General features: G+C 49.9%; 18 protein-coding genes. 8 read left to right on the top strand and 10 right to left on the bottom strand.

Annotation, left to right across the window (positions count from 1 at the left end; all coding sequences use genetic code 11):
- Positions 1 to 259: 259 nt before the first annotated feature.
- The 8 genes from rny to rpsT all read right to left on the bottom strand — a co-directional run bounded on the left by rny (position 260) and on the right by rpsT (position 8185).
- Entirely contained in the window at positions 260 to 1828 is a 1569-nt protein-coding gene (gene rny / locus KK083_RS16535; protein ID WP_254164715.1) for a ribonuclease Y, read from the bottom strand.
- Between the two features lie 68 nt (positions 1829 to 1896).
- Positions 1897 to 2184 (bottom strand): cell division protein ZapA, encoded by a 288-nt coding sequence (locus KK083_RS16540; protein ID WP_254164717.1) that lies wholly within the window; start codon positions 2182 to 2184, stop codon positions 1897 to 1899.
- Positions 2185 to 2202: 18 nt separating this feature from the next.
- Positions 2203 to 2499: a hypothetical protein gene (locus tag KK083_RS16545; RefSeq protein ID WP_254164719.1), complete on the bottom strand. Its 297-nt coding sequence runs from the start codon at positions 2497 to 2499 to the stop codon at positions 2203 to 2205.
- Between the two features lie 62 nt (positions 2500 to 2561).
- The gene (gene pheT, locus KK083_RS16550; RefSeq protein ID WP_254164721.1) at positions 2562 to 4979 is read right to left on the bottom strand and encodes a phenylalanine--tRNA ligase subunit beta; all 2418 of its coding nucleotides are present in this window, start codon (positions 4977 to 4979) and stop codon (positions 2562 to 2564) included.
- Positions 4980 to 5198: 219 nt separating this feature from the next.
- Positions 5199 to 5816, bottom strand: a complete 618-nt coding sequence (locus KK083_RS16555; protein WP_254164723.1) for a DUF1684 domain-containing protein — start codon at positions 5814 to 5816, stop codon at positions 5199 to 5201.
- 1 nt (position 5817) lies between these two features.
- Positions 5818 to 7101, bottom strand: coding sequence for a serine hydrolase domain-containing protein (locus KK083_RS16560; RefSeq protein ID WP_254164725.1), 1284 nt, complete (start codon positions 7099 to 7101; stop codon positions 5818 to 5820).
- A 20-nt stretch (positions 7102 to 7121) separates the two neighbouring features.
- On the bottom strand, positions 7122 to 7823 hold the full coding sequence (gene radC / locus KK083_RS16565; RefSeq protein WP_254164727.1) for a RadC family protein: 702 nt from the start codon (positions 7821 to 7823) through the stop codon (positions 7122 to 7124).
- A gap of 107 nt (positions 7824 to 7930) precedes the next feature.
- The gene (rpsT, locus tag KK083_RS16570) at positions 7931 to 8185 is read right to left on the bottom strand and encodes a 30S ribosomal protein S20 (RefSeq protein ID WP_254164729.1); all 255 of its coding nucleotides are present in this window, start codon (positions 8183 to 8185) and stop codon (positions 7931 to 7933) included.
- 858 nt (positions 8186 to 9043) lie between these two features.
- Between rpsT and KK083_RS16575 the strand changes: the two genes are divergently transcribed.
- The 5 genes from KK083_RS16575 to KK083_RS16595 all read left to right on the top strand — a co-directional run bounded on the left by KK083_RS16575 (position 9044) and on the right by KK083_RS16595 (position 15693).
- Complete coding sequence (locus tag KK083_RS16575) at positions 9044 to 9580, top strand: hypothetical protein (RefSeq protein WP_254164731.1); 537 nt, start codon at positions 9044 to 9046, stop codon at positions 9578 to 9580.
- Positions 9581 to 9852: 272 nt separating this feature from the next.
- On the top strand, positions 9853 to 10440 hold the full coding sequence (locus KK083_RS16580) for an RNA polymerase sigma factor (protein WP_254164733.1): 588 nt from the start codon (positions 9853 to 9855) through the stop codon (positions 10438 to 10440).
- Positions 10441 to 10657: 217 nt separating this feature from the next.
- Positions 10658 to 13807: a SusC/RagA family TonB-linked outer membrane protein gene (locus KK083_RS16585; protein WP_254164735.1), complete on the top strand. Its 3150-nt coding sequence runs from the start codon at positions 10658 to 10660 to the stop codon at positions 13805 to 13807.
- An 11-nt stretch (positions 13808 to 13818) separates the two neighbouring features.
- A complete protein-coding gene (locus KK083_RS16590; protein ID WP_254164737.1) occupies positions 13819 to 15312 on the top strand; it encodes a RagB/SusD family nutrient uptake outer membrane protein in 1494 nt (497 codons plus the stop codon).
- Positions 15313 to 15477: 165 nt separating this feature from the next.
- Complete coding sequence (locus tag KK083_RS16595; RefSeq protein ID WP_254164739.1) at positions 15478 to 15693, top strand: hypothetical protein; 216 nt, start codon at positions 15478 to 15480, stop codon at positions 15691 to 15693.
- Between the two features lie 82 nt (positions 15694 to 15775).
- On the opposite strand, the gene KK083_RS16600 is transcribed toward KK083_RS16595, so the two are convergent.
- Positions 15776 to 16654, bottom strand: coding sequence for a helix-turn-helix domain-containing protein (locus tag KK083_RS16600; protein WP_254164741.1), 879 nt, complete (start codon positions 16652 to 16654; stop codon positions 15776 to 15778).
- 555 nt (positions 16655 to 17209) lie between these two features.
- Between KK083_RS16600 and KK083_RS16605 the strand changes: the two genes are divergently transcribed.
- From KK083_RS16605 to KK083_RS16615, 3 genes are all read left to right on the top strand, one after another.
- Positions 17210 to 17536 carry a hypothetical protein gene (locus KK083_RS16605; protein WP_254164743.1) on the top strand — a complete coding sequence of 109 codons (327 nt, stop codon included), beginning with the start codon at positions 17210 to 17212 and terminating at the stop codon, positions 17534 to 17536.
- 246 nt (positions 17537 to 17782) lie between these two features.
- The gene (locus tag KK083_RS16610) at positions 17783 to 19591 is read left to right on the top strand and encodes a sensor histidine kinase (RefSeq protein ID WP_254164745.1); all 1809 of its coding nucleotides are present in this window, start codon (positions 17783 to 17785) and stop codon (positions 19589 to 19591) included.
- A gap of 304 nt (positions 19592 to 19895) precedes the next feature.
- Positions 19896 to 20318 (top strand): YfiR family protein, encoded by a 423-nt coding sequence (locus KK083_RS16615; RefSeq protein WP_254164747.1) that lies wholly within the window; start codon positions 19896 to 19898, stop codon positions 20316 to 20318.
- Between the two features lie 125 nt (positions 20319 to 20443).
- On the opposite strand, the gene KK083_RS16620 is transcribed toward KK083_RS16615, so the two are convergent.
- Positions 20444 to 20827, bottom strand: coding sequence for a hypothetical protein (locus tag KK083_RS16620; RefSeq protein ID WP_254164749.1), 384 nt, complete (start codon positions 20825 to 20827; stop codon positions 20444 to 20446).
- Positions 20828 to 20997: the final 170 nt, after the last annotated feature.

Genomic DNA, 20997 nt, shown 5'->3' on the forward strand with positions numbered 1-20997 from the left:
TCCGCAGTCCACGGACCACAGCAGTGCAGTGCGACATCGCAGGATCGTACCTTGTAGTATCAGGCCCCCTACCGGATGTTAGGGGTGTTTCTGATAGTCGGGATCCTTCGCGCGCACAAGGCCAGCACGCCTGCACTGCTCAGGATACCGGCTCAGACGGATTGGATAAAAATAAAAAAAGCCCCGGAGGGCTTTTTAAAAAACTGTGAACTATCGACCACCTCGTTTGCTGAAGCTACGAACGCAGCCGATGTGTGGACTATTTAGCGTACGCCACGCTTCTCATTTCACGGATCACCGTTACTTTTATCTGGCCAGGGTACTGCATGTCGCGTTCGATCTTTTGTGAGATATCGAAGCTCAGCTGGCTGGCGCGTTCGTCGGTTGCCTTTTCTGCGTCAACGATCACGCGCAGCTCACGGCCGGCCTGTATCGCATAACATTTTTCAACACCGTCGAAGCTCAGGCCTACGTCTTCAAGCTCCCTGAGGCGTTTGATGTATTGTTCCATCACTTCACGCCTTGCGCCGGGACGAGCACCGCTGATGGCGTCGCAGGCCTGAACGATCGGGGAGATGATGTTGGTCATTTCGATCTCGTCGTGGTGCGCGCCAATGGCGTTGCAGATCACGGGATGTTCTTTCCATTTCTGGGCGAGCTCCATACCCACAATGGCGTGGGGCTTTTCGAGCTCTTCGGTCCATACCTTGCCGATGTCGTGCAGGAGGCCTGCGCGTTTGGCTTGCTTTACGTTGAGGCCCAGCTCGGTTGCCATGATGGCGCAGAGGTTGGCTACTTCACGTGAATGCTGCAGCAGGTTCTGGCCATACGACGAACGGAAGCGCATGCGGCCTACCATCTTCACCAGCTCGGGGTGGAGGCCATGGATGCCGAGGTCGATCACGGTACGCTCTCCGATCTCTACAATCTCATCTTCAATGTTCTTGGTGGTTTTGGCAACAATCTCTTCAATGCGGGCGGGGTGGATGCGTCCGTCCTGAACCAGCCGGTGCAGCGAGAGGCGGGCGATCTCCCTTCTTACGGGGTCGAAGCCCGAAATGATGATGGCTTCCGGGGTATCGTCTACAATGATCTCAACGCCGGTGGCAGCTTCCAGTGCGCGGATGTTGCGTCCTTCGCGGCCGATCACCTTTCCTTTGATATCGTCGCTTTCAATGTTGAATACCGATACACAGTTCTCGATGGCGTGTTCGGTGGCGGTGCGCTGGATGGTCTCTACTACGATCTTCTTGGCTTCTTTGGTGGCAGACAGCTTGGCCTGCTCCATGATGTCTTTGATGTAGCTGGAGGCCTTGGTCTGGGCTTCGTCTTTCAGAGAGGCGATCAGCTGCTCGCGCGCTTCTTCGGCGGTGAGCTTGGAAAGGTTTTCCAACATCTGGATCTTCTGCTGGTTGAACTTGTCCAGCTCTTCTTTGCGTTTTTTCACGTGCTCAAGCTGGGCGGCCAGGTCGGTGCGGATGTCGTCGAGCTCTCCTTCCTTGCGTTTGATGCTTTCCATCTCCTTGCTGAGCGACTGTTCACGTTGTTTGATCTTCTGCTCGTTGCTGATGATCTGGCTCTTCTTGCGGTTGGCCTCTTCTTCGAATTCGCTCCTCATTTTGAGGATCTTTTCTTTGGCCTCCAGGATCTTGTCCTTTTTGAGGTTCTCACCTGCGATCTCGGCTTCTTTGAGAATGAGCTTCGATTTTTCTTCGGTTTCTTCGTTTACACGGGCTTGTTTTCTTTTGGAGATCGCTGAACCGATCAACAGGCCGACGATAACCGAAGCAACGGTGCTTACGATAATGGCTATGACTGTCGTTGACATAAAAAATAATAAGGGTTATGAATTAACCCCGGTATGCCGCTTTGGCTGGGAAGTAATGGGCGGAAGAATTAAAGGATAGACTGGGAGACGATGTGGTTCAGCTGGCTGACCTTCTCAAACACGGTCTGATCGATGACCTGGTGTGTTTCTTCAGCCGCCATTTTATCAACCAGGCAATCAAATGCCACCATGGCTAACAGATCCTGCTTGTCGTCGATACCGAACTGCTCCTTGTAAGATTTTAACTTTTCATTGATGAGTTTGCCGGCAATCCTTACCCTCTCTTCGTCCGAACGCTTTACCTTCATAGGGTATTCGCGGTCGGCTATCCTGATTTTTATCGAAAGTTCCTCCATCAAATAATCTTACGGTTGCTATCTACTTAAGTGAGCGATGCATTTATCGATCTCTCGAATATACTCGTCTACCTTTTTCTTCAACTCCAGAACACTTCCGTCTTCCGGGTGTAAATTATCCACAATTTTAGTGATTTTCAGTTGATTATGAAAACCCGAGATCTGTTCATCACGCGCCTTTACTGCAGACCGGAGCTCCTGATTCTCCGATCTTAGGGTTTTTAGCTCTTCTTTGAGGCTTTTATGCTCATTGATAAGTACCAGAAGTTTTCTTTCTAAACCGCTTAGATTGGATTTTAATACTTCCTGATCCATTTCCTTTAGTGGGTTATCGAAGACCATCATACCGGTCTTACATTATTCTGTCTTTTTTCTTCCTATTTCCGGATCACCGCACCGAGCTTCTGCTCAAATGCCCGCATCAGGCGGTCCATTGTCTTGTCTATCTCCTCGTCGGTCAGCGTTTTGGTCTCATCCAGCAGCGTAAAACTCAGTGCGTACGCTTTTTTACCTTTCGGGATGTTTTCTCCCTCGTAAACGTCGAAAGCAACAATGTTTTTGATTAGCCGCTTCTCGGTCTCCAGGATCAGCTTGCGGATATCATCGAACCTTACCGGTGAATCAAGCACAAGGGACAGATCACGCTTTACTTCCGGAAATTTCGGAACGTCCTTAATTACTAACTTAGGACTTGCCGACCTGAAAAGCAAGGAAGTGTTTAGTTCGGCGTAAAATAATTCCTGCCTGATCCCGAAATCCTTCAATAACAATGATTTCACTTTTCCCAGCCTTCCGATCTCCTGGTCGCGCAGCATCAGCTTAGCTCCATATTCCAGTAACTGATCCTGAACGTCCTCCTGTTTAATGTCTTGTATACCTGATTTTTGCAAAATGTGACTGACCTGCTGCGCAAGATCGTAATAACGGACAGCCTGTGTCTTGCGCTGCCAGTTCTCTGTCTCCAGATTACCGGTCATGTAAAGGGCAAGTCTTTCGTCTTCCTCGTATTTGCCTGAAACCCGGTTGTATGTTTTTCCGAATTCGTACAGTTTGAGGTCTTTCTGTTTCCGGTTGATGTTGTAAGCGCACACTTCGAGCCCCGTGAACAGCATCGTCTGGCGCAGGATGCCCTGCTCTTCACTGAGCTTGTTCAGGATCTCCACCGCTTCACCCTTGAATGTGAGGTTGTGCTTTTGCTGGTATGACTGATTGGTAAGAGAATTGGTCCAGATCTCGTAAAAGCCATTGGCCACCAGCATCTCTCCGATGGTGCGTTTGTAACGGTCAATGTTCTTCACCGGGAATTCCGCGAGATAATCGGTGCGGGCCGTATCAGACAGCTCGATGTTGTTGAAACCGTAAATGCGCAGGATCTCTTCGGCGATGTCTGCCTCCTGCATCACATCCACGCGGTAAGGCGGTACCGATACGGTGTACCTGTCGTTCTGGATGTTGGAGACCTCGATGTCGAGCCTTTTGAGGATGGCCACCACTTCGTCGCGGGGTATCACCTTGCCGATCAGGCGGTTGATGTTCTTGTCTTTCACTTCGAAGATCCGGTTCTCGATCTTCTTCGCGTATACATCCACAATCTCTGACGATATTTTGCCACCGGCGATCTCCCTGATGAGCAGGGCCGCGCGTTTCAGGGCATACACGGTGATGTGAGGATCGGTGCCGCGTTCGAAACGGAACGATGCATCGGTCTTCAGCTGGTGATGCATGGCAGTCTTGCGCACGTATTGTGCGGAGAAATGCGCGCTCTCCAGAAAAATATTCCTGGTTTTGGCGGTAATGCCCGAAGTGATGCCTCCGAAAACACCGGCGATGCACATGCCTTCTCCCTTACCGTTGCAGATCATCAGGTCGTTAGCAGACAAAGTCCTCTCCTTGTTGTCGAGGGTTGTGAATTTGCTGCCCGCCGGTAATGTTTTTACGATCACCTTGCCACCCGCGATCTCATCGGCATCAAAAGCGTGCATGGGCTGACCCATCTCGTGACAAATGTAGTTGGTGATATCCACGATGTTGTTGATCGGGGTGAGCCCGATGGTGAGCAACCTGTTCTTCAGCCATGCCGGCGATTCCGCAACGGTTACACCCGTAAGTGTAACACCTGAATATCTCGGGCATGCGTCTGCATTCTCGATCACCACGGGAATTGAAAGGTCATGGTTATCGGTCTTGAAATGATCCACCGCGGGCCATTTGATGAGCCTGTTCCTGGATGCTTTGATGTCGCGTGCAACACCAATGTGTGAGGTGGCGTCTGCGCGGTTGGGTGTTAACCCGATCTCGATGGTATGATCGTTCTCTATTTTGAAAAATTCAGCTGCAGGGGTTCCGTTGGCAGCGGTGGTGTTGAGCACCATGATGCCTGCGTGGCTTTCGCCGAGGCCGATCTCGTCTTCGGCGCAGATCATACCTTCGGACTGCTCGCCCCGGATCTTGGCGGCCTTGATCGCGAACGGTTCTCCTTTGGTGGGGTACACCGTTGTGCCGATGAGCGCCACCACAACTTTCTGCCCGGCAGCTACATTGGAGGCACCACAGACAATGTTCAACGGCCTTTCACCGCCAACGTCAACCGTTGTTAAAGACAGTTTATCAGCATTGGGATGTTTGGCGCAGGTGAGCACCTCGCCGATCACCAGTCCCTTCAGGCCACCTTTTACAGTTTCAAAAGCGTGAACATGTTCAACTTCCAGTCCCGTGGACGTCAGCACTTTTCCGATCTCCTCGGGCGATTCGGGGATGTCGATATATTCTTTCAGCCAGTTGTACGATATGGTCATAATTGGAGGCTTAGCCTTTGAAATGATTTAAACCTTCAAAAATAAAGGTCTTTGATGAAATCTCCCCTAAAAGTTGTGAAAACTCTTGAATAGTCGACGGTCCACAGACGACGGTCGACGGTTAGACCGGGTGAAAGATCACCGGTTCTGTGTTTCGTTGTCAGAAAAGCGAAAACAGCAACAAAACTGCCGTGGACTGTGGTCTGTCGACTGTGGACTTTAGTGATAACTCTTCTCGCCGGCTTTCAACGCAACTTTCAGCAGGTTCTCGGTGGGAGGCAGGGGGCAGGAGTAGGTATTGTCGTAAGCACAGTACGGATTGTAGGCTTCATTAAAATCGAGGGTGATAGACGTGGCTCCGGGCACCTTGTTCAGGTCGAGGTAACGTCCGGCGCCATAGGTCTCGCGGGCACTGGTCTCGTCGCCGAACGCCAGGAATAATTTTCCGCGGAAGGGGCCCATCTCCATCACTTCGAGGATCAGCAGTTTGCAATCCACACCGTCCACTGAAAAAGTTGCATGGGCGTATTCCATGTAACGCTGGCTCTTGCCGTCGTTGGTGGAGAGCGCCACCATCTTTTTATTCTCCACAGGGGTGAGGTTGGCCACAACGCGGTAGCGCGCGTCGGGAGCAAAATACCGTAGCCCGTTGAACGTGCCTTCTGCTTTGGCGAATGGCGACTCCGGCGATGTGCGCATGAACCTGTCTTTCTCTTCCCGTGCTTTCAGGATCTTGTTTGCATAGGCGGGGTCTGTATCGTTTCCCTGAAAACCATAGAACACAATGATGATGACCAGTACCACCGTGAGCAGCAACAGGATATTTTTTTTCTTCATGTTAACGTTTGATCAGTTTCGATTGCTGGGCGAGGATAGCCTGCTCGTCCTGCCAGTGGAGAATGGAATCGCGCTGGTTGAAATATAAGCTGAAAAAATAAGGAACGCTGTTGTCAGGCAGGCTGCCGGGGCCGTTGCTCAGCACACAGATGCCGATCTTGTCTTTACGGTTGATGGCCAGCTCGCTCCTGTAGCCGTTCACATATCCGCCGTGATAGAGCAGGGTGTCGTTCCGGAAATTGAGCACCCGCCAGCCAAGGGCGTAGTATGAGTCAGCGCGTTCTATCCATCGCCTGAAGTTCCGGTTCTTCGAGCGGGCTTTCACAGAAGGTGTAAAGATCGAATCGAGGGTTGCATCCTGGATAAAATCCTTGCGCGTGCCCAGCAGCACTTTCAGGTATTGGGCCATGTCTGAAATGCTGGCGTTGATGCCGCCCGCGGGAGCAACATTATAATAAGTGTCGTTGATAGAGGTGACACGCCATCCTTTGCGCCACTGTAAATGAGGTCTCGCCACATTTTTGTTCAGCAGGATGTCGGAATAGCTCATGGAAGCGTCGGTCATTTTCAGGGGGATAAAAACCCTTTCCGCCATCTGCTGCTCGTAGGTTTTTCCGGTGGCAGAGCGGATCACTTCTCCGATGAGGCTGTAGGCTACATTCTGGTAGCTGTAGATCTCGCCGGGCTTTTTTCCCGTAAGGTTCACGTCTTTCAGCAGCGCCAGCATACTTTTCAGGTCCATGCCTTCTTCCACCATGTTGGTGTAGGTGTGATAGGGCAGCCCCGTGGTGTGCGACAGCACGTGTTTGATGGTGAGATTGTCTGTGAAAACCTGCGACTTGAGCGAAAAATCAGGCAGGTGTTTTACGATGCGGTCGTTCCAGTGGAGGATTCCGTCTTCGATCAGCAGGCCGGTCAGCAGGGGTGCGAAACATTTTGAAACAGACGCCAGCCTGAAAACGGTGTGAACGTCAATGGAGTCTGTTGTGCCCACCTGCTTCACGCCAAAACCTTTCAGGTAGATGATGGAAGTATCCTGTACAATGGCGATGGCCACGCCGGGGGTGCCGGTTTGGGCCTGCAGCTTGAGGATATCACCTTCGTACTCGTTCAGGAGTCCAAGAACATAAGGGTTGGGCTCGAGCTGTGCCGGAAGAGTTACGTGGGGCACGGGTGTTTTTCCCTGTGGCTGTTCCGAAAGGTTGATCAGGAGGGCGCAAAAAGAGACCAGTGCAAGCACCCATAAAACGATCTTGATTTTCCTGTTGCCTTTTCTCTTTCTCATGCTACACTTCCCTCCCCTTATTACAACATTCCGTCGTCTGCAAAACTAAAATAATTCTGCCCTGACACTATCAAATGATCGAGAACCTGAATCTCCAGCAGTTTACCTGCTTCTTTAAGCTTTCTGGTGAGCTGGATGTCGGCCGGGCTGGCGATCAGGTTGCCCGACGGATGGTTATGCGCCAGTATCACGCCGCTAGCCAGTGTTTCAAGCGCGGCCTTGAAGATTATTTTAGGATCGGCCACGGTACCGGCTACGCCGCCCTGACTGATCTGTTGTTTCCGGATCACCCGATTGGCGCGGTTCACCAGGATGATCCAGAACTCTTCATGCTGGATATCCTGCAGGTGGGGTCTCAGCAGCTCAAAAGCGTCTTTGGAGCCCGAGATCCTGGGTTTGTCTTCGGCTTCGAGGTCTTTCCGCCTTCTGCCCAGCTCCAGCGCCGCAACCACTGCAATGGCCTTGGCCTCGCCGATGCCCTTTATTTTCATCAGGTCGTTCACGGAAAGCCTGGCAAGCTCGTGCAGATTGTTGCCTGTAGACCTCAGTATTTTTTTGGCGAGGTCTACGGCGCTCATGGTCTTGTTGCCTGAGCCCAGCAGGATGGCAAGGAGCTCGGCATCCGATAACGAAGTGGTGCCTTTCAGCATAAGCTTCTCGCGCGGCCGGTCTTGCGGCGACCAGTGCTTGATATTGGGAACCTTTGAATCACTCACTTCCATAAACCAAATATAGCCGCCGGCTTGTGAAAATGGTTTACCCCTAAACAAAAATAAAACCCTTCCCGGTGCCCGGAAAGGGTTTCAGATATCTGAAAGATATAATGGAATTACTTCAGTGCGTTCACCTGCTTGGCCAGCTTCGATTTCTGGTTGGCAGCCTTTTTCCAGTGAATGATGTTCTTTTTGGCCAGTTTATCGATCATGGAAGAAACCTCTTTCAACAGGGCTTCAGCTTCTGATTTCACTGTGGTGGCCTTAAGCTTTTTTACAACCGTGCGGGTGGTTTTGTGCTGGTAACGGTTTCTTACCCGTTTAGCTTCATTTGCCCGGATTCTTTTCTCTGCTGACTTATGATTTGCCATGGTGCTACTTCAAAATAAGGACTGCAAAGGTAGAAGTTAAAACCGAATTTGCAATGCCTGACGTCAATCAATTCTGGCTTTGTGCTCAAAAAATGGCGAAATACCTGCCTCAGGGCCATTTTTACGCAGTTTTCCGACCCTAAAATACCACTTTTAAGCTGATGTCTGCCAGCGGCCGCTCGCCAGCCCACTCCTGGTTCCTCAACTGCCGGTATGGATTATTTAAGTGATTGTGAAGCCTGCTCCAACAGGGTTACGCTGGTAAAACGTTATGTCCAAATTGGTCAGAGGGCGCCGTGGGGCACCATGTGCTGAAAAACGGAAGCATGAAATTTCACGGCAATGGCAAGAGTGCACGGCCACGCACAACAGAGTCAACGGTTGCGTTACTGGCCGGCCGGGCATCAGGCATGACCAAAAAAAACAAAACCCCGGACATCCTCCGGGGTTTGTTATAAGGATTAAAGAAAAGACCCTCTCTTTGAAAACTTTAATCTTGGAATAAAGATACCCGGTCAGCCCTCACTATAAATCGCCTGAATGTTTATTCATCTTACACCAGTAATCAGGCTTTGTTTTATACAGCCATCCTGCATTCGCCGCACGTAACCAGTAAACGATCCGTTGTCGACCGATCGTGTCACGTGGTTGACGCCGAGAGATTATAGGGGCATTGTTGCATTTTCAGGGCAAACCTTACCTCTGATTTTACCCGCGCTCAGACCTGCATGTATTCCATTAAAAAATCGACTGCGATATTGGGCGCCTGTCTGCTGGCTTTTTGCGCATGTACCCGTTGCGGCACTGCGAACCATCCCAATATTTTTTGAATCTGTAACACTACGATTTCCCAAAGGAATGGAAGCAAAAGAATTTGCCGATATCATGAACACCATCACTTTTAACGTAAGTGAGAACGACCTCCAGGTTTATGGAAGGGACTATATCCGTGACCTGGAGAGCAGCTACAGGATCAGGAAGCGAAATCAGGGCCCTCCCAAAGAACCCACCGATCCATTGTTGTCGCTCATCAGCGGTTACGATACCTCGCGCCTGGAGATCGGTGCGATCACCTTCAACAAAGTGATCAGGCAGGATGGTCATTACTATTACTTCGGCAGGTGTGAGGCCGATGACCTGGTCATTGAAAAAAGTACCGGGCACGTGCTGCTGAAGATGTACGCGAAAGACCACATCCTCAACTCCTGCGCCAGCAACAGCAGCAAATTCCTGGATGCACTTTTTATCGCTGCAAGCTACCTGGCCCAGTTCCCCATAGGGGCCGATGTATCAAAAGAAGAAGATGTTTGCGTGGTGTCTGCGCAATGTGCTGTGGTAGCCGGAGGTGAAACGCACATCAATTTTTACAAGATGCTGTTGGGCTGTTATGAGTGAGGCATTCCCAATGCCTATTTCCCCGGTGTAATATCCATTTCATTTTTTGTTGTTTTATACTTCCACGCCGATGGGTGTGAAAGGGATTCACTTTTTTCTGCGCACACTTGAGTTCTCTTCTGCAAGAGAAATTGCTGCAGAATTTATTACCGGTAGACGAGTATCCTTTACGAATTGTGGCTCAATTTTTCATTACTTTTAGACGTAAGGTTTTTCCGGGAAAGAAAGGAGCGGCATGTTGAAAAGTAACAAGACTACGTATTACCGGGTCAATGAAAGAAAACACTCCCTTCAATGAAGCCAAAATGCTTTCGCTGCTGGTGCAGGGCAGCGAACATACTTTCACCCGCATCTTTGATCGTTACCACCCGAGGGTATTTGCTGCAGCGCTTGACCTTCTCAAATCACGCGAGCTCGCCAAAGATGTTGTACAAGACGTGTTCCTGAAAGTATGGACGCGCAGAGAGGCCTTCGAGAATGTGCGGAACCTCGAAGCCTTCATTTTCACCATGGCGAAAAATATTACCCTGAACATTCTCCGGAAAAAAGCTACCGAAGTGGCCGCGGCATATCAGTATGCGATCAGGCGGGATAAGGCTTGCAGCACGGCCGAACATCCGCTGGCTGATCAGCAATACGCCACGCTGCTGAAAGAGACCCTGGAAAAACTACCACCACAACAGCGACGCGTATATGAGCTTTCACGCATGGAAGGACTCACGCACGAAGACATCGCCCTCAGACTCAACATTTCTGACCGCACCGTCAACAATCATATGAACACCGCCCTGAGGTTTATCCGCGAGAGGCTTGAGCCGCACATGGGTCTCATGTTACTTCCCCTTGTCATCAGCATTTAAATAAAGCAACACCCGGTCGCTCCAGCATTGTGCAATTGCACAGTAAGTTGCGCAGTTATGTGCACACCGTTACTGTCGCCTGATACTTTTCAAACAAAACCCATGTTTGCACATCAGGTTTGTTGCGCGTTTTTACGTCATCTGCTACAGATGAGTTGATCTCATCTTTCAAGTCGAACCTTAATTAAAACATATGATAAGAAAACTATTGAACCTTATGAATCCGCTACGGACTTCGTTGGGGCTGGGGGTGATCCTGCTGCTCTTTTCGAATGCAACGTGGGCGCAGCAAGTTTCCGGTAAAGTGAGCGCCGATGATGGCGAAGCGTTGCCCGGTGTTAATGTGATCGTTGACGGCACATCCATCGGTACAACCACGGATGCCAGTGGTCAGTATACATTGAGTGTTGGCAGCCCTAATGCAGTGCTCGTATTTTCCTTTATAGGCTATACCACCCAGCGTGTGGCGGTAGACAATAAAACTGTTGTTAACGTAACACTGCTTCCGGATATTCAAACACTCAATGAAGTTGTTGTGGTAGGATATGGAACGCAGAAGAAAGTGAATCTTACGGCAGCGGTGTCAACAGTCTCTTCTGAAGAGATCGTTTCCAGGCAGGCTCCCAATACGGTCTCTTTGTTGCAGGGCCGTACGCCCGGCCTCCAGATCGTTCAGAATTCGGGCCTGCCGGGAGCTGAAGATAACCAGATCCGGATCCGCGGACAGGGCACGTTCAGCTCTGCGGGCAGCAACCCACTGGTACTGATCGACGGTGTTGAAGGCAAGCTCGAGTTGCTGAATCCCAATGTGATCGAAGATATTTCCGTGTTGAAAGATGCGGCTTCGGCGGCCATCTACGGTTCGCGCGCTGCAAACGGTGTGATCCTCGTGACCACTAAAAAAGGAAAGGAAGGCCGCCTCAACATCGAATACAACTACAATTACTCCCTGCAGGACCCATCGATCAAGATCGATCGTGTGACCAACTCGGTGGAGTACATGGAGCTGATGAACAAGGCGATCGACTACTCCGGAAGACAGACACAATGGCGATACACCGATGCGCAGATCGAGGCATACCGTCAGGGATCCGTCACCAACCCCGCGCAATATCCCAGCGCCGACTGGACTTCATATCTCATCCGCAAAGCTCCGATCCACAAACATTATCTCGGGATCAACGGTGGTAAAGGTGGCACCACTTTCAATGTCGGCCTGGGGGTGCTTGACGAGACCGGGCTATTGTTAGCTACTGATTATTCCCGTTATGATGCGCAGGTCAATTTCAAAACAAACCTGGGCGGGCGTGTGACCTTTGGGAGTAATATTTCCATGGCAAAAGGAAAACGTCATGATTCAGCGCTGACGACCGGCAACACAGGACCTCAGCTGATCGACTCCAACAGCTCTGAAGATCAAATGTTGTCAGCCTATGCGGCACCTCCGACGAGCACACCTTTGCTGGCCGATGGCAGTGGGAGGTTCACAGCTTATGCTTTTCAGAACAAAGGCGGTAACAAGAACCCGATCGCTATTGCCACAGACGGTGGTGGAAAAGAATTCGTCAATAACTATATACTGTTCACACCTTATATAGATGTTAAGATCCTGGAAGGATTGACGGCCCAGGTCAAGGGCTCCGTCCGTTTCCAGGAAGAGATGGCCAAGGCGCTGGTGGTGTCGTCTGTAGGCTATGAGTTCTTCCCTGATGCCAATGGCGTTTACAATCAGGGCGCGATATGGAATGGCGGCGCCAACTCGCTTGCACAGCGCAACACGCGTGAGAATCAGTATACGCTGTTTGGAACACTCAATTACACAAAAACCATTGGCAGCGATCATCATATCACAGGCCTGGCGGGCTTTCAGCAGGAAAGTTTCCGCTACGACCGTCTCGATGCTTACCGCACCAAACTTCCATCCAAACAGCTTTGGGAGCTCGCAGCAGGGCCTGCGGCAAGTCAGACCACCGGCAGCGATGCTTATGAGTGGGCGCTTCGGTCGTTTTTTGGACGGGCGAATTATGATTACAAGGATCGCTACCTGTTCGAGGCAAGCTTCCGTTATGATGCTTCATCACGTTTTCCGGAGAGCAATCGCTGGGCATTTTTCCCATCGCTTTCGGGAGGCTGGCGTCTCTCGGAAGAATCTTTCATGACCGGTATCAGCTGGATCGACGAGCTGAAGCTGCGCGGATCGTGGGGGCAGCTGGGTAATCAGAATATCGGTAACTATCCTTATCAGGATATACTGCATATCTCGACGGCACCTGATGATGAGGTATTGGATTATAATTTCGGCGGCGTGCTGACGCAAGGGATCTCCAAGCGTTCGTTGAACAATACCAACATCCGGTGGGAGACCACCACCGTAACGGACCTCGGATTGGATTTTGCGCTCTTCAACGCAAAATTGTTCGGTTCAGTAGACTGGTATAAAAAGACCACGAAAGATATCCTGCGAAGCCTGCAGGTGCCCGATCATATCGGACTGGAAGCTCCTACGATCAACGACGGTATCCTCGAGAATACCGGCTGGGAGTTCATTCTCGGGTACAGAAACAAGATCGGAGATTTCAGCTACAGCGTTAATGGAAACCTGGAAACATACCGGAACAAACTGATCAGGTTCGGCGCACGGGAGATCAGCGGTGTCAACATCCGTCAGGAAGGACTTCCTTACAATACTTATTATGTGCTGCTCCAGGACGGTATTTACCAAAACCAAAATGAGGTCACTAACGGACCCACCCCTGCCTATACAAGCATACTGCCTCAGCCAGGTGACCTGAGATTCAAAGATATCAGCGGCCCCGATGGTGTTCCGGATGGCGTGGTAGACCTGACCTATGACCGGGCACCGGTGGAAGGCGTATTTCCAAAGTTCAATTACGGCATGAACCTTTCCGCTTCGTATAAAGGTTTCGACCTGAGCGTTTTTGTGCAAGGTGTTTATGGAAGGAAAACGTATGTTACAGGCTGGGGAGTTTCTCCGTTCAACCAGGCATCGGCGCCGCCTTCCTGGTGGAAAACAGATGCCTGGGATGGCGAAGGAACGTCCAACTCCGTTCCGCACATCTATGTAGACAGCGGATACACCCCTAATTCACAGAACTCCACGTTCTGGCTGGGCAACTCTTCTTACCTGCGCTTGAAGAATGTACAACTGGGCTACACACTCCCGGTTGCATGGAGCCAGAAGGTGAAACTGCAGAGCCTCAGGGTATACACCGCCGCCGACAACCTGGTGACCTTTACCAAGTTCTTCCAGGGACTGGATCCTGAACGTACGGCAACGAATTCGGCACGTGCCGCCATCTATCCTCAGTCAACCATTTATTCATTTGGCGTCAGAGCAACCTTATAATATTTACACCGATGAAAACGAATATAAGATCAGTAAGCTTTTTTATTGCAGCCATCATGTTGCTATCGGCTTGCAGTGATTTTCTGGAAAAGGAGCCGTTGACGAGATTGAGCTCTGAAACGTTCTGGAAAACGGAACAGGATGTACAGGCGGCGCTAGCTGCTACCTATTCGGCATACCGGACCAGCATTTTTGGTTCGGCCAGGGGCGCCAACGGTGTTTCGTTCGATCTGGAAAGCCTGTCGGATAATGCCATCATCACTTCAAGCTTTGCAGGCTACCAGGGAATCATGCAGGGCGGTATCGGTCCCAGCACGGGAGGAGCGATCAACCAGTTCTGGAGCGATTGTTATAATGGTATAGCTAAATGCAATTATTTCCTTGATAATGTCGACAAGGCAAAGGGCTTTCTTACAGATGCCAATTACAATAAGTACAAAGCCGAAGCGCTGTTCAACCGTTGTTACTTTTACAACGAACTGGTGCAATTATATGGAGCAGTTCCTTTGATACTGGTATCTCAGGATCTGAACAGCGGATACCAGAATGTGCCGCGTACACCGAAGGCTGAAGTGGTGACACAGCTACTCCAGGATATCGATGTAGCCATCGCCGGTTTACCCAATTCAGCTTACACCGATGGCCATGCCGTTAAGGGAAGCGCCATCATGCTGAAAGTACGCATCCTGATGAACAACCAGCGTTACAATGAGGCCGCAAGCGCCGCATGGAGTCTCATCGGAGATGCGGCTAACCCGTTCAGGCTTTACAACAATTATCCCGGTATTTTTTTCAAAGAACAGAAGAACAATCCCGAGATCATGTTCTCGGTTCAATACCAGGCCCCGGATGATTATCATCAGCTGGATCAGTATGTCAGCAGCCGTATGTCCGTGTTCCCCACGCCGCAGCTACGCGACTCTTATGAGACCAATCCGGTGACAGGGCTGAAGGATCCACGTTTGAAGATGACTATTTTTCAGGCAGGTGATCCATGGGTTAACAATACCAAAACGGGTACTTTCTCCAATGACGGCCGCGTATCGGAAGGTGCTATACCATTCACCAACATGGCATTTAAAAAATGGATCGATCCTGCGCTCCGTACCGCCAACTCATCCAATCTGAGCGATCAGCATATCGTGAAGATGCGTTATGCAGATCTGCTGTTACTATATGCGGAAGCGATGTTTGAAAGCGGTCAGGGAAGCGATGCACGTGCGCTCAAAGCGTTGAACGATGTGCGTGCCCGGCCCGGCGTGGATATGCCTCCCGTACCTGCGTTGACCCAGGACATTATCCGAAACGAACGCCGTGTTGAGCTGGCCTACGAAGGACTGCGTTACAATGATTTGATCCGCTGGAATATTGCTCACATCAATATCCCCCAGATCCAGTATCACCAGAACGGAAGCAAGCGTAAATTCGATGGCTACCTCTGGCCCATCCCGCAGGGTCAGATGGACATCATGCAGGGCGTGTGGCAAAACAACGCACCCTGGTAATTGTTCTGTAACCGTGAAGCATTAAGAAAAGAGCCGGGAGCAATTCCGGCTTTTTTTTTAAACAATTTTTCATTTCCAAAAAAAGGCAGCAGATATAGTCATTTGGACCTTTCGCTGGGTCTTTACTATATTAGGCCAGTAGACTATTCTATTCCGTATCGATATATGGATAAGTTCAAAGACCTCCTTCAGCGCTTCAGCAAAAACACGGCATCGCAGCCGGAAGCTGAAGAATTCCTGCGCATGAGCCAAAACGACGAGGCGGCTGCCGAAATTGAAAAGCACATGGACGACCTGTTGGCGCGCGACGATGAGCAAAAGGGGCTGAATGAGCAGGAATGGACTGAATCGATCCAGCAGATCTTAAAGAAAAGAGTATAGCATGTAGAATTTAGAATATAGAATGAGGTATTTGTATTATTCTAAATTCTAACTCCTAAATTCTAAATTCTGTTTTAAAATTCTATCTCAAATGACTGGGCGGATATCCATATCGTTTTTTAAACAGATCATTGAAATGCGACAGCTTCTTGTACCCGATGCTGGCGGCGATCTCGCTGACCGGTAGTTTTGAGTCGCGAAGAAAAGCCCGTGCCCTTTTCATACGTTCTTCCAGCACAAACTGCTGCATGGTGACGTTGTACATGGCTTTGAAATCCTTCCGCAGCTTGTGTTTGTCTATTTTCATTTTGCCGGCCACAGCGTCGGCAGAGAAACGATCCTGTAAATGATCGATCAGGTATTTGCGCACAAGCTCCAGCCGGTGCCGGGTGAGCTGTTTTGTATTGCGCATGGCGATGTTATTGAGGCACTCTAACAGGATCTCGAGCACGCGCACATTCATAAACGTTTGCCAGCAGATGCCGGTCCAGTCGTTGTGCAGTATCTCGTTTATTTTCTTTCGCATGTCGGTGGTGCACTCCAGGATCTTTTCACTCGCTGAAAAGAACTGTTGTTCCCTGATACTTTTAAGCATCTCGCTGAGAATGGGGAAGTGCGCTTCCAGACGTTGAAGGTACTCAACAGAGAGGTGAATGCTGAAGGTCTCCGATCTGCCGGGCGCTACAGTGCATTGGTAAGTAGCGGTGGGCACGCATACCAGGGCATATTGTTGCGGGCGAAGGCTGTAACTTTTGCCATTGATGGTGTAATGTACGCGGGCCCCCAGGTTAAAATGCAGTCCGATGAAATCACGCCGCTGGGCTATTGAAAAGGTGGTGGCGGAAGTAACAGTGCGGCTGGCGTGCGAGAGGTACGCAAAGCCCAGCTTATCCTTCTCCAGGGGGTCTGCAAGGCCTGCCAGCGTTAGCGGCACGAGGGTATTTGTGGTATTGAGGTTCATAAAACGTGGGGTTAACCGACTTAATTTCGCAAAATCGCCAGAACGCATGTTTACGTTTTCCGGATAAAATTTTATGATTTTTGAAAATTTTCATCGCCACTAGTCATCGTTTCGTGCGTCCGTGTCTTATTTAAAATGCAAAACGCAAAAAAGCGCAAAGGAACCGCAGAGACCGCAGAGAAGTATATGCAGTATTTCCTCTGGCCTGCGCAGATCTGTTTGAATCGCTTATCGGATACGGCAGGAGAACACAAAGATTTCGCTAATGCTCGTTCAAGGAGAACTCTGCGCCCTCTGCGTGTTCTCCGCGATCTCCGCGGTTAAAAAAAACTTAGCCGCTTTGCCTCTTCGTGCACTTTGCGTGAACTGCATTGTTATTAAAGTACTTCTTAGTCTCAGGAGTTTCCTCTAAATGGGTAACGTTGGCAAAATCAGGACCGGAACGCCTCTCTTCAAATCCTTGCATTGATTAAGAAGGTTTAGGTTAATATATCTCAGCTCGGCTTCCGGTTCCTGATTTTATTTTAAAATGTAATACTGAAAATATTTCCATCCTTGAAATTACTGCTACAGCGTTGGATGGGGCGTAAGCCAGGCCCCAAAAAAGATCTTCATGGTTTTGTTAAGGACGAGCAGCATGTATGCCGCGCCTGTATGAATCCCCTGTCAGGCTGGAGCCTCACCGGTTCGCTCGAAGAAGATGATATCCTCGTCTGCGCCACCTGCGGCCGCTCCGGAAGATTCAGCAACAAGTTCGGCCTGGTACCCATGACCAACGACGAGATCATAGGCCTGTTCCTGGAATTACCACTTCAGGACTGGCTGAAAATGCACGAGCTCGAATACAAGATCCGGCAGGAACGACAACGCGGAAATGCATAGTCCACAGCCCACGGTCGACGGTCCACAGCAATGCCGTGCTAAATCAGCGTTTGCTTATTTCGAGACGGTAGTAGTACCTGCCAATGGCTATCTGGATACGAAGTGCGGTCATGGCCGACACACTACACGGCCGTGGACTGTCGACTGTGAACCGTGGACTCTTCGGTAATCTTTTCTTAACGAATTAATAATCAACATTCATTACGGTGCCCTTCATTATCTGATAATTTTCGGTTTAATTCTGCAATGAGGTTTCGTATCAATACAATAACCACACGGTTGTTCTTTTCTTTCGGTATCCTTGTCTTCAATATTGTGATCATTTCAGTGCTGGCCCTGTTCTTCCTCTGGCGCACAGGTGTGATCAGCAAGATCAGCCACCGCATCGACAACCAGCGGATCCTGGCCATACAGCTTATTAAAACCGATCTCGATTTTCTGCGGTTTGAAACCGTCAATCAGCAGTATTATGAAACAGGGCAGAGTTCGCTACTGCAGCAGCGCGACAGCCTCTCAGAATTGATTCGCAATCAGAACCTGTTATTATACGGCGAAATGGTGGCGAACGACTTCCTGATCGACTATGAGTTTCACCAGATCGACAGTGCGCTTGCCATCTACAATACTACTTTCAGCGTGCTCACGTCCAGGATCAACGAGCGCGGCTTTAAAGATCACGGGCTGGAGGGCATCATGCGTGAGTATGCACACCAGCTCGAGAACATGCATACTGCCATTCCTATGACGGAGCTGCTCACCCTGCGCCGCCATGAAAAAGATTTCATGCTGCGCAAGGAAGACCGTTACATAGATCGCTTCAATGAAGTGGCCGCCAGGGCATTGCTGGCCATGAACCAGAAGGGACAACAGGCTTGCGCCGAGATCCTCGGAAATTACCAGGCTGCATTCAGGCATCTCACGGCACTCGACTACGAGATCGGCGTCACGCCCCAGGAAGGACTGCTCGGCAAGCTGAACGTTCAAACGAAGGTGATGTCAGACCGGCTGGCGCAGCTCACACTGCTGTCGAACGAGCGTAAAGACGAGGTGATCAAAAAAAGCGCGATCATCTTTTCGGTGATCTCTTTTATTCTCATCGTTTTTTCGATGATCCTTACTTATTACACTTCCACCCGGCTGGCAAGACCGATCCGGAAGCTTTCATCCACCATCGGAAAATTTATTGTGAACGAAGGGCTGAATGAAAAGGAGCTGGAGAATGCGGCCGTCGCCGATGAGATCGGTAATCTTTCACATTCCTTTATCAAGCTGAGCCGCAAATTGAAAACACAGTTCAGCGAGATCCTCCACCAGAACAAAGAACTGCAAAAGCTCAACGAAGAGCTCGACCGTTTTATCTATAGCGCTGCCCACGACCTCAAGTCGCCACTGGCGTCGTTGCACGGACTGGTTTTACTGGCCGAAAGAGAGATCAACAGTCCACAGCATGCGCATTACTTCGAGATGATGAGCGCTTCGCTGGGCAAGCTCGATGGATTTATCCGCGACATCACCGACTACGCCAAGAACAAAAGACAGCAGCTCAGGGTAGAACGTGTGGATGCGGAGCGTATGGTACGGGAGATCCTCGAAAGCGTGAGGTTCCTTCCCCAGGCGGACCGCATGCAGGTGATTGTGAACATCGAAGGAGCTGATTTCTATACCGACAAAACCCGGCTCGAGATCATCCTTAAAAACCTGATCTCAAATTCCTTTCGCTACATGGACTTCACCAAGAGCGATCCCTTTATCAGGATAGAGGGTGTGGTGAGCGAAACCTGTATGAATATTTCGGTGGCCGATAACGGCATCGGTATTGCCAGGCAACACATTCGCAAAGTGTTCGATATGTTCTACAGGGCCGTTGAACATTCAAAAGGAACGGGCATCGGATTGTTCCTCGTAAAAGAGTCGGTGAAGATGCTGCGGGGCCGGATCTCTGTAAAGTCGAGCCTCGGTGAGTGGACCGTTTTTTACCTGAACCTGCCTAATCTCAGGCAAGGCAATGTGAACACACCTGAAAGCGAAGCCGTGATACTGGACGAGATGATCTAGTAACGGAGTCAGTAATCGGTAATCAGTAACCAGTAATCAGGATCAGTAACGTGGAGGGATAATACAACGCTCGAACCGATTACTGAATACCGATTACCCGATTACCGTTTACCATTTTGTTTAATAATGCCCCCGTAACATCCGGATAACAGCAACGCACTAGTATTGACGGATCACCAACGAATCATTCAGGATGCGTATTCGAAGTCTTACAAGATCGATAAGGTTTATCGCACTTTGCACACTCTTCACGTTGACCAGGGGCCAGGTGTGGTCGCAATCGCAGGAAAAAATATATTCGGCGATGATGCTCAATTTTGCAAGAGGTATACAATGGCCCGAAACAAAAAACAACGGAAATTTTGTCATCGGTGTGCTGGAGTATCCTCCGTTGGCGGCGGAGCTGGGTACAGCAACGGCCTCCGCTAAAATAGGAAATCAGAAGATCGAGGTAAAAGAAATTCAGCGACCCGAGGAGGTTGGAGGATGCCATATCCTTTTTATCCCTGCTTACAAAGCCAGGGCCCTGGCTGCGGTGCTGGAAAAAATAGGTGTTCAGCCGACACTCATTATTACCAATAAGATGGACTATGCCAGAAAAGGAAGCGGCGTGAATTTTCTGCTGGTGGAAGGTAAACTGAAATATGAGATCAACTGCGGATCGATCGAGCGCAGAGGTATGAAGATCTCTGCCAACGTGAAAAGAATGGGGATCATCGTGGAATAAAATTAACCTAGCGAAATCGGAGAGGAAGGCGCAGGCACAAAAAAAGGTGCCATTTGTTCAATGGCACCCGTAATGTTTCAGCCTTCTGTTTGGTCAGCACGAAACAAACTCTTCAGACGAGCAGATTATTTTTTCTGGTCATCTTTTTGCTCTTTGTCCAGCTTATTGCCGTCCTTGTCGAACTTCACAGTTTTGGTTTCTGCACCGTTTCTCAGGTCAAGGATGTAAATTTCTTCTCCTGCTTTTGTGGCGTTCTCACCTTGTACACCGGAGTCGCTCATGGTCGACTTGTAGGCTGCAGCTACTGTCCAGCCTTGGTAGTCCTGACTTTCGATGGCCCTTTTAACAGGGTCCGGAAGGTCGCTCACCTGTACCTGTTCACGTTGCTGGTCCTGAGATGTAGTAGTAGTGGACTGTTGAGGCTGTGGTTGTACCGAAGTTGTATCCTGTGCGTTAACAAAAGCAACACCACCCAACAACAGGCCTATTGATAACAATAACTTTTTCATGACTTTAAAGAGTTTAGTTTAACATATTTTCCCGCCTTTAATTCGAATGTCGTACCTATCTGGCAAGGCCGCTTCTAACTCATTGCCATTCAGGGCTCAAAAAAAACGACTATTCCATACGCCCGCTTAACGTGTTGCATTATTCTACAGCGGTGGGAAAACCTCACCCC

Source organism: Chryseosolibacter histidinae (assembly GCF_018598225.1).
Taxonomy (GTDB): domain Bacteria; phylum Bacteroidota; class Bacteroidia; order Cytophagales; family Cyclobacteriaceae; genus Chryseosolibacter; species Chryseosolibacter histidini.

Bases quoted from the DNA above. Each gene is read 5' to 3' on its own strand.
- KK083_RS16580 (WP_254164733.1), top strand. From the start codon at position 9,853: ATGAAAGAAAACACTCCCTTCAATGAAGCCAAAATGCTTTCGCTGCTG.
- KK083_RS16615 (WP_254164747.1), top strand. From the start codon at position 19,896: ATGATGCTCAATTTTGCAAGAGGTATACAATGGCCCGAAACAAAAAAC.
- radC (WP_254164727.1), bottom strand. From the start codon at position 7,823: ATGGAAGTGAGTGATTCAAAGGTTCCCAATATCAAGCACTGGTCGCCG.
- KK083_RS16620 (WP_254164749.1), bottom strand. From the start codon at position 20,827: ATGAAAAAGTTATTGTTATCAATAGGCCTGTTGTTGGGTGGTGTTGCT.
- rny (WP_254164715.1), bottom strand. From the start codon at position 1,828: ATGTCAACGACAGTCATAGCCATTATCGTAAGCACCGTTGCTTCGGTT.
- KK083_RS16585 (WP_254164735.1), top strand. From the start codon at position 10,658: ATGAATCCGCTACGGACTTCGTTGGGGCTGGGGGTGATCCTGCTGCTC.
- KK083_RS16595 (WP_254164739.1), top strand. From the start codon at position 15,478: ATGGATAAGTTCAAAGACCTCCTTCAGCGCTTCAGCAAAAACACGGCA.
- KK083_RS16540 (WP_254164717.1), bottom strand. From the start codon at position 2,184: ATGGAGGAACTTTCGATAAAAATCAGGATAGCCGACCGCGAATACCCT.
- KK083_RS16610 (WP_254164745.1), top strand. From the start codon at position 17,783: ATGAGGTTTCGTATCAATACAATAACCACACGGTTGTTCTTTTCTTTC.
- KK083_RS16575 (WP_254164731.1), top strand. From the start codon at position 9,044: ATGGAAGCAAAAGAATTTGCCGATATCATGAACACCATCACTTTTAAC.
- KK083_RS16560 (WP_254164725.1), bottom strand. From the start codon at position 7,101: ATGAGAAAGAGAAAAGGCAACAGGAAAATCAAGATCGTTTTATGGGTG.
- KK083_RS16600 (WP_254164741.1), bottom strand. From the start codon at position 16,654: ATGAACCTCAATACCACAAATACCCTCGTGCCGCTAACGCTGGCAGGC.
- KK083_RS16545 (WP_254164719.1), bottom strand. From the start codon at position 2,499: ATGGATCAGGAAGTATTAAAATCCAATCTAAGCGGTTTAGAAAGAAAA.
- KK083_RS16590 (WP_254164737.1), top strand. From the start codon at position 13,819: ATGAAAACGAATATAAGATCAGTAAGCTTTTTTATTGCAGCCATCATG.
- KK083_RS16555 (WP_254164723.1), bottom strand. From the start codon at position 5,816: ATGAAGAAAAAAAATATCCTGTTGCTGCTCACGGTGGTACTGGTCATC.
- pheT (WP_254164721.1), bottom strand. From the start codon at position 4,979: ATGACCATATCGTACAACTGGCTGAAAGAATATATCGACATCCCCGAA.
- rpsT (WP_254164729.1), bottom strand. From the start codon at position 8,185: ATGGCAAATCATAAGTCAGCAGAGAAAAGAATCCGGGCAAATGAAGCT.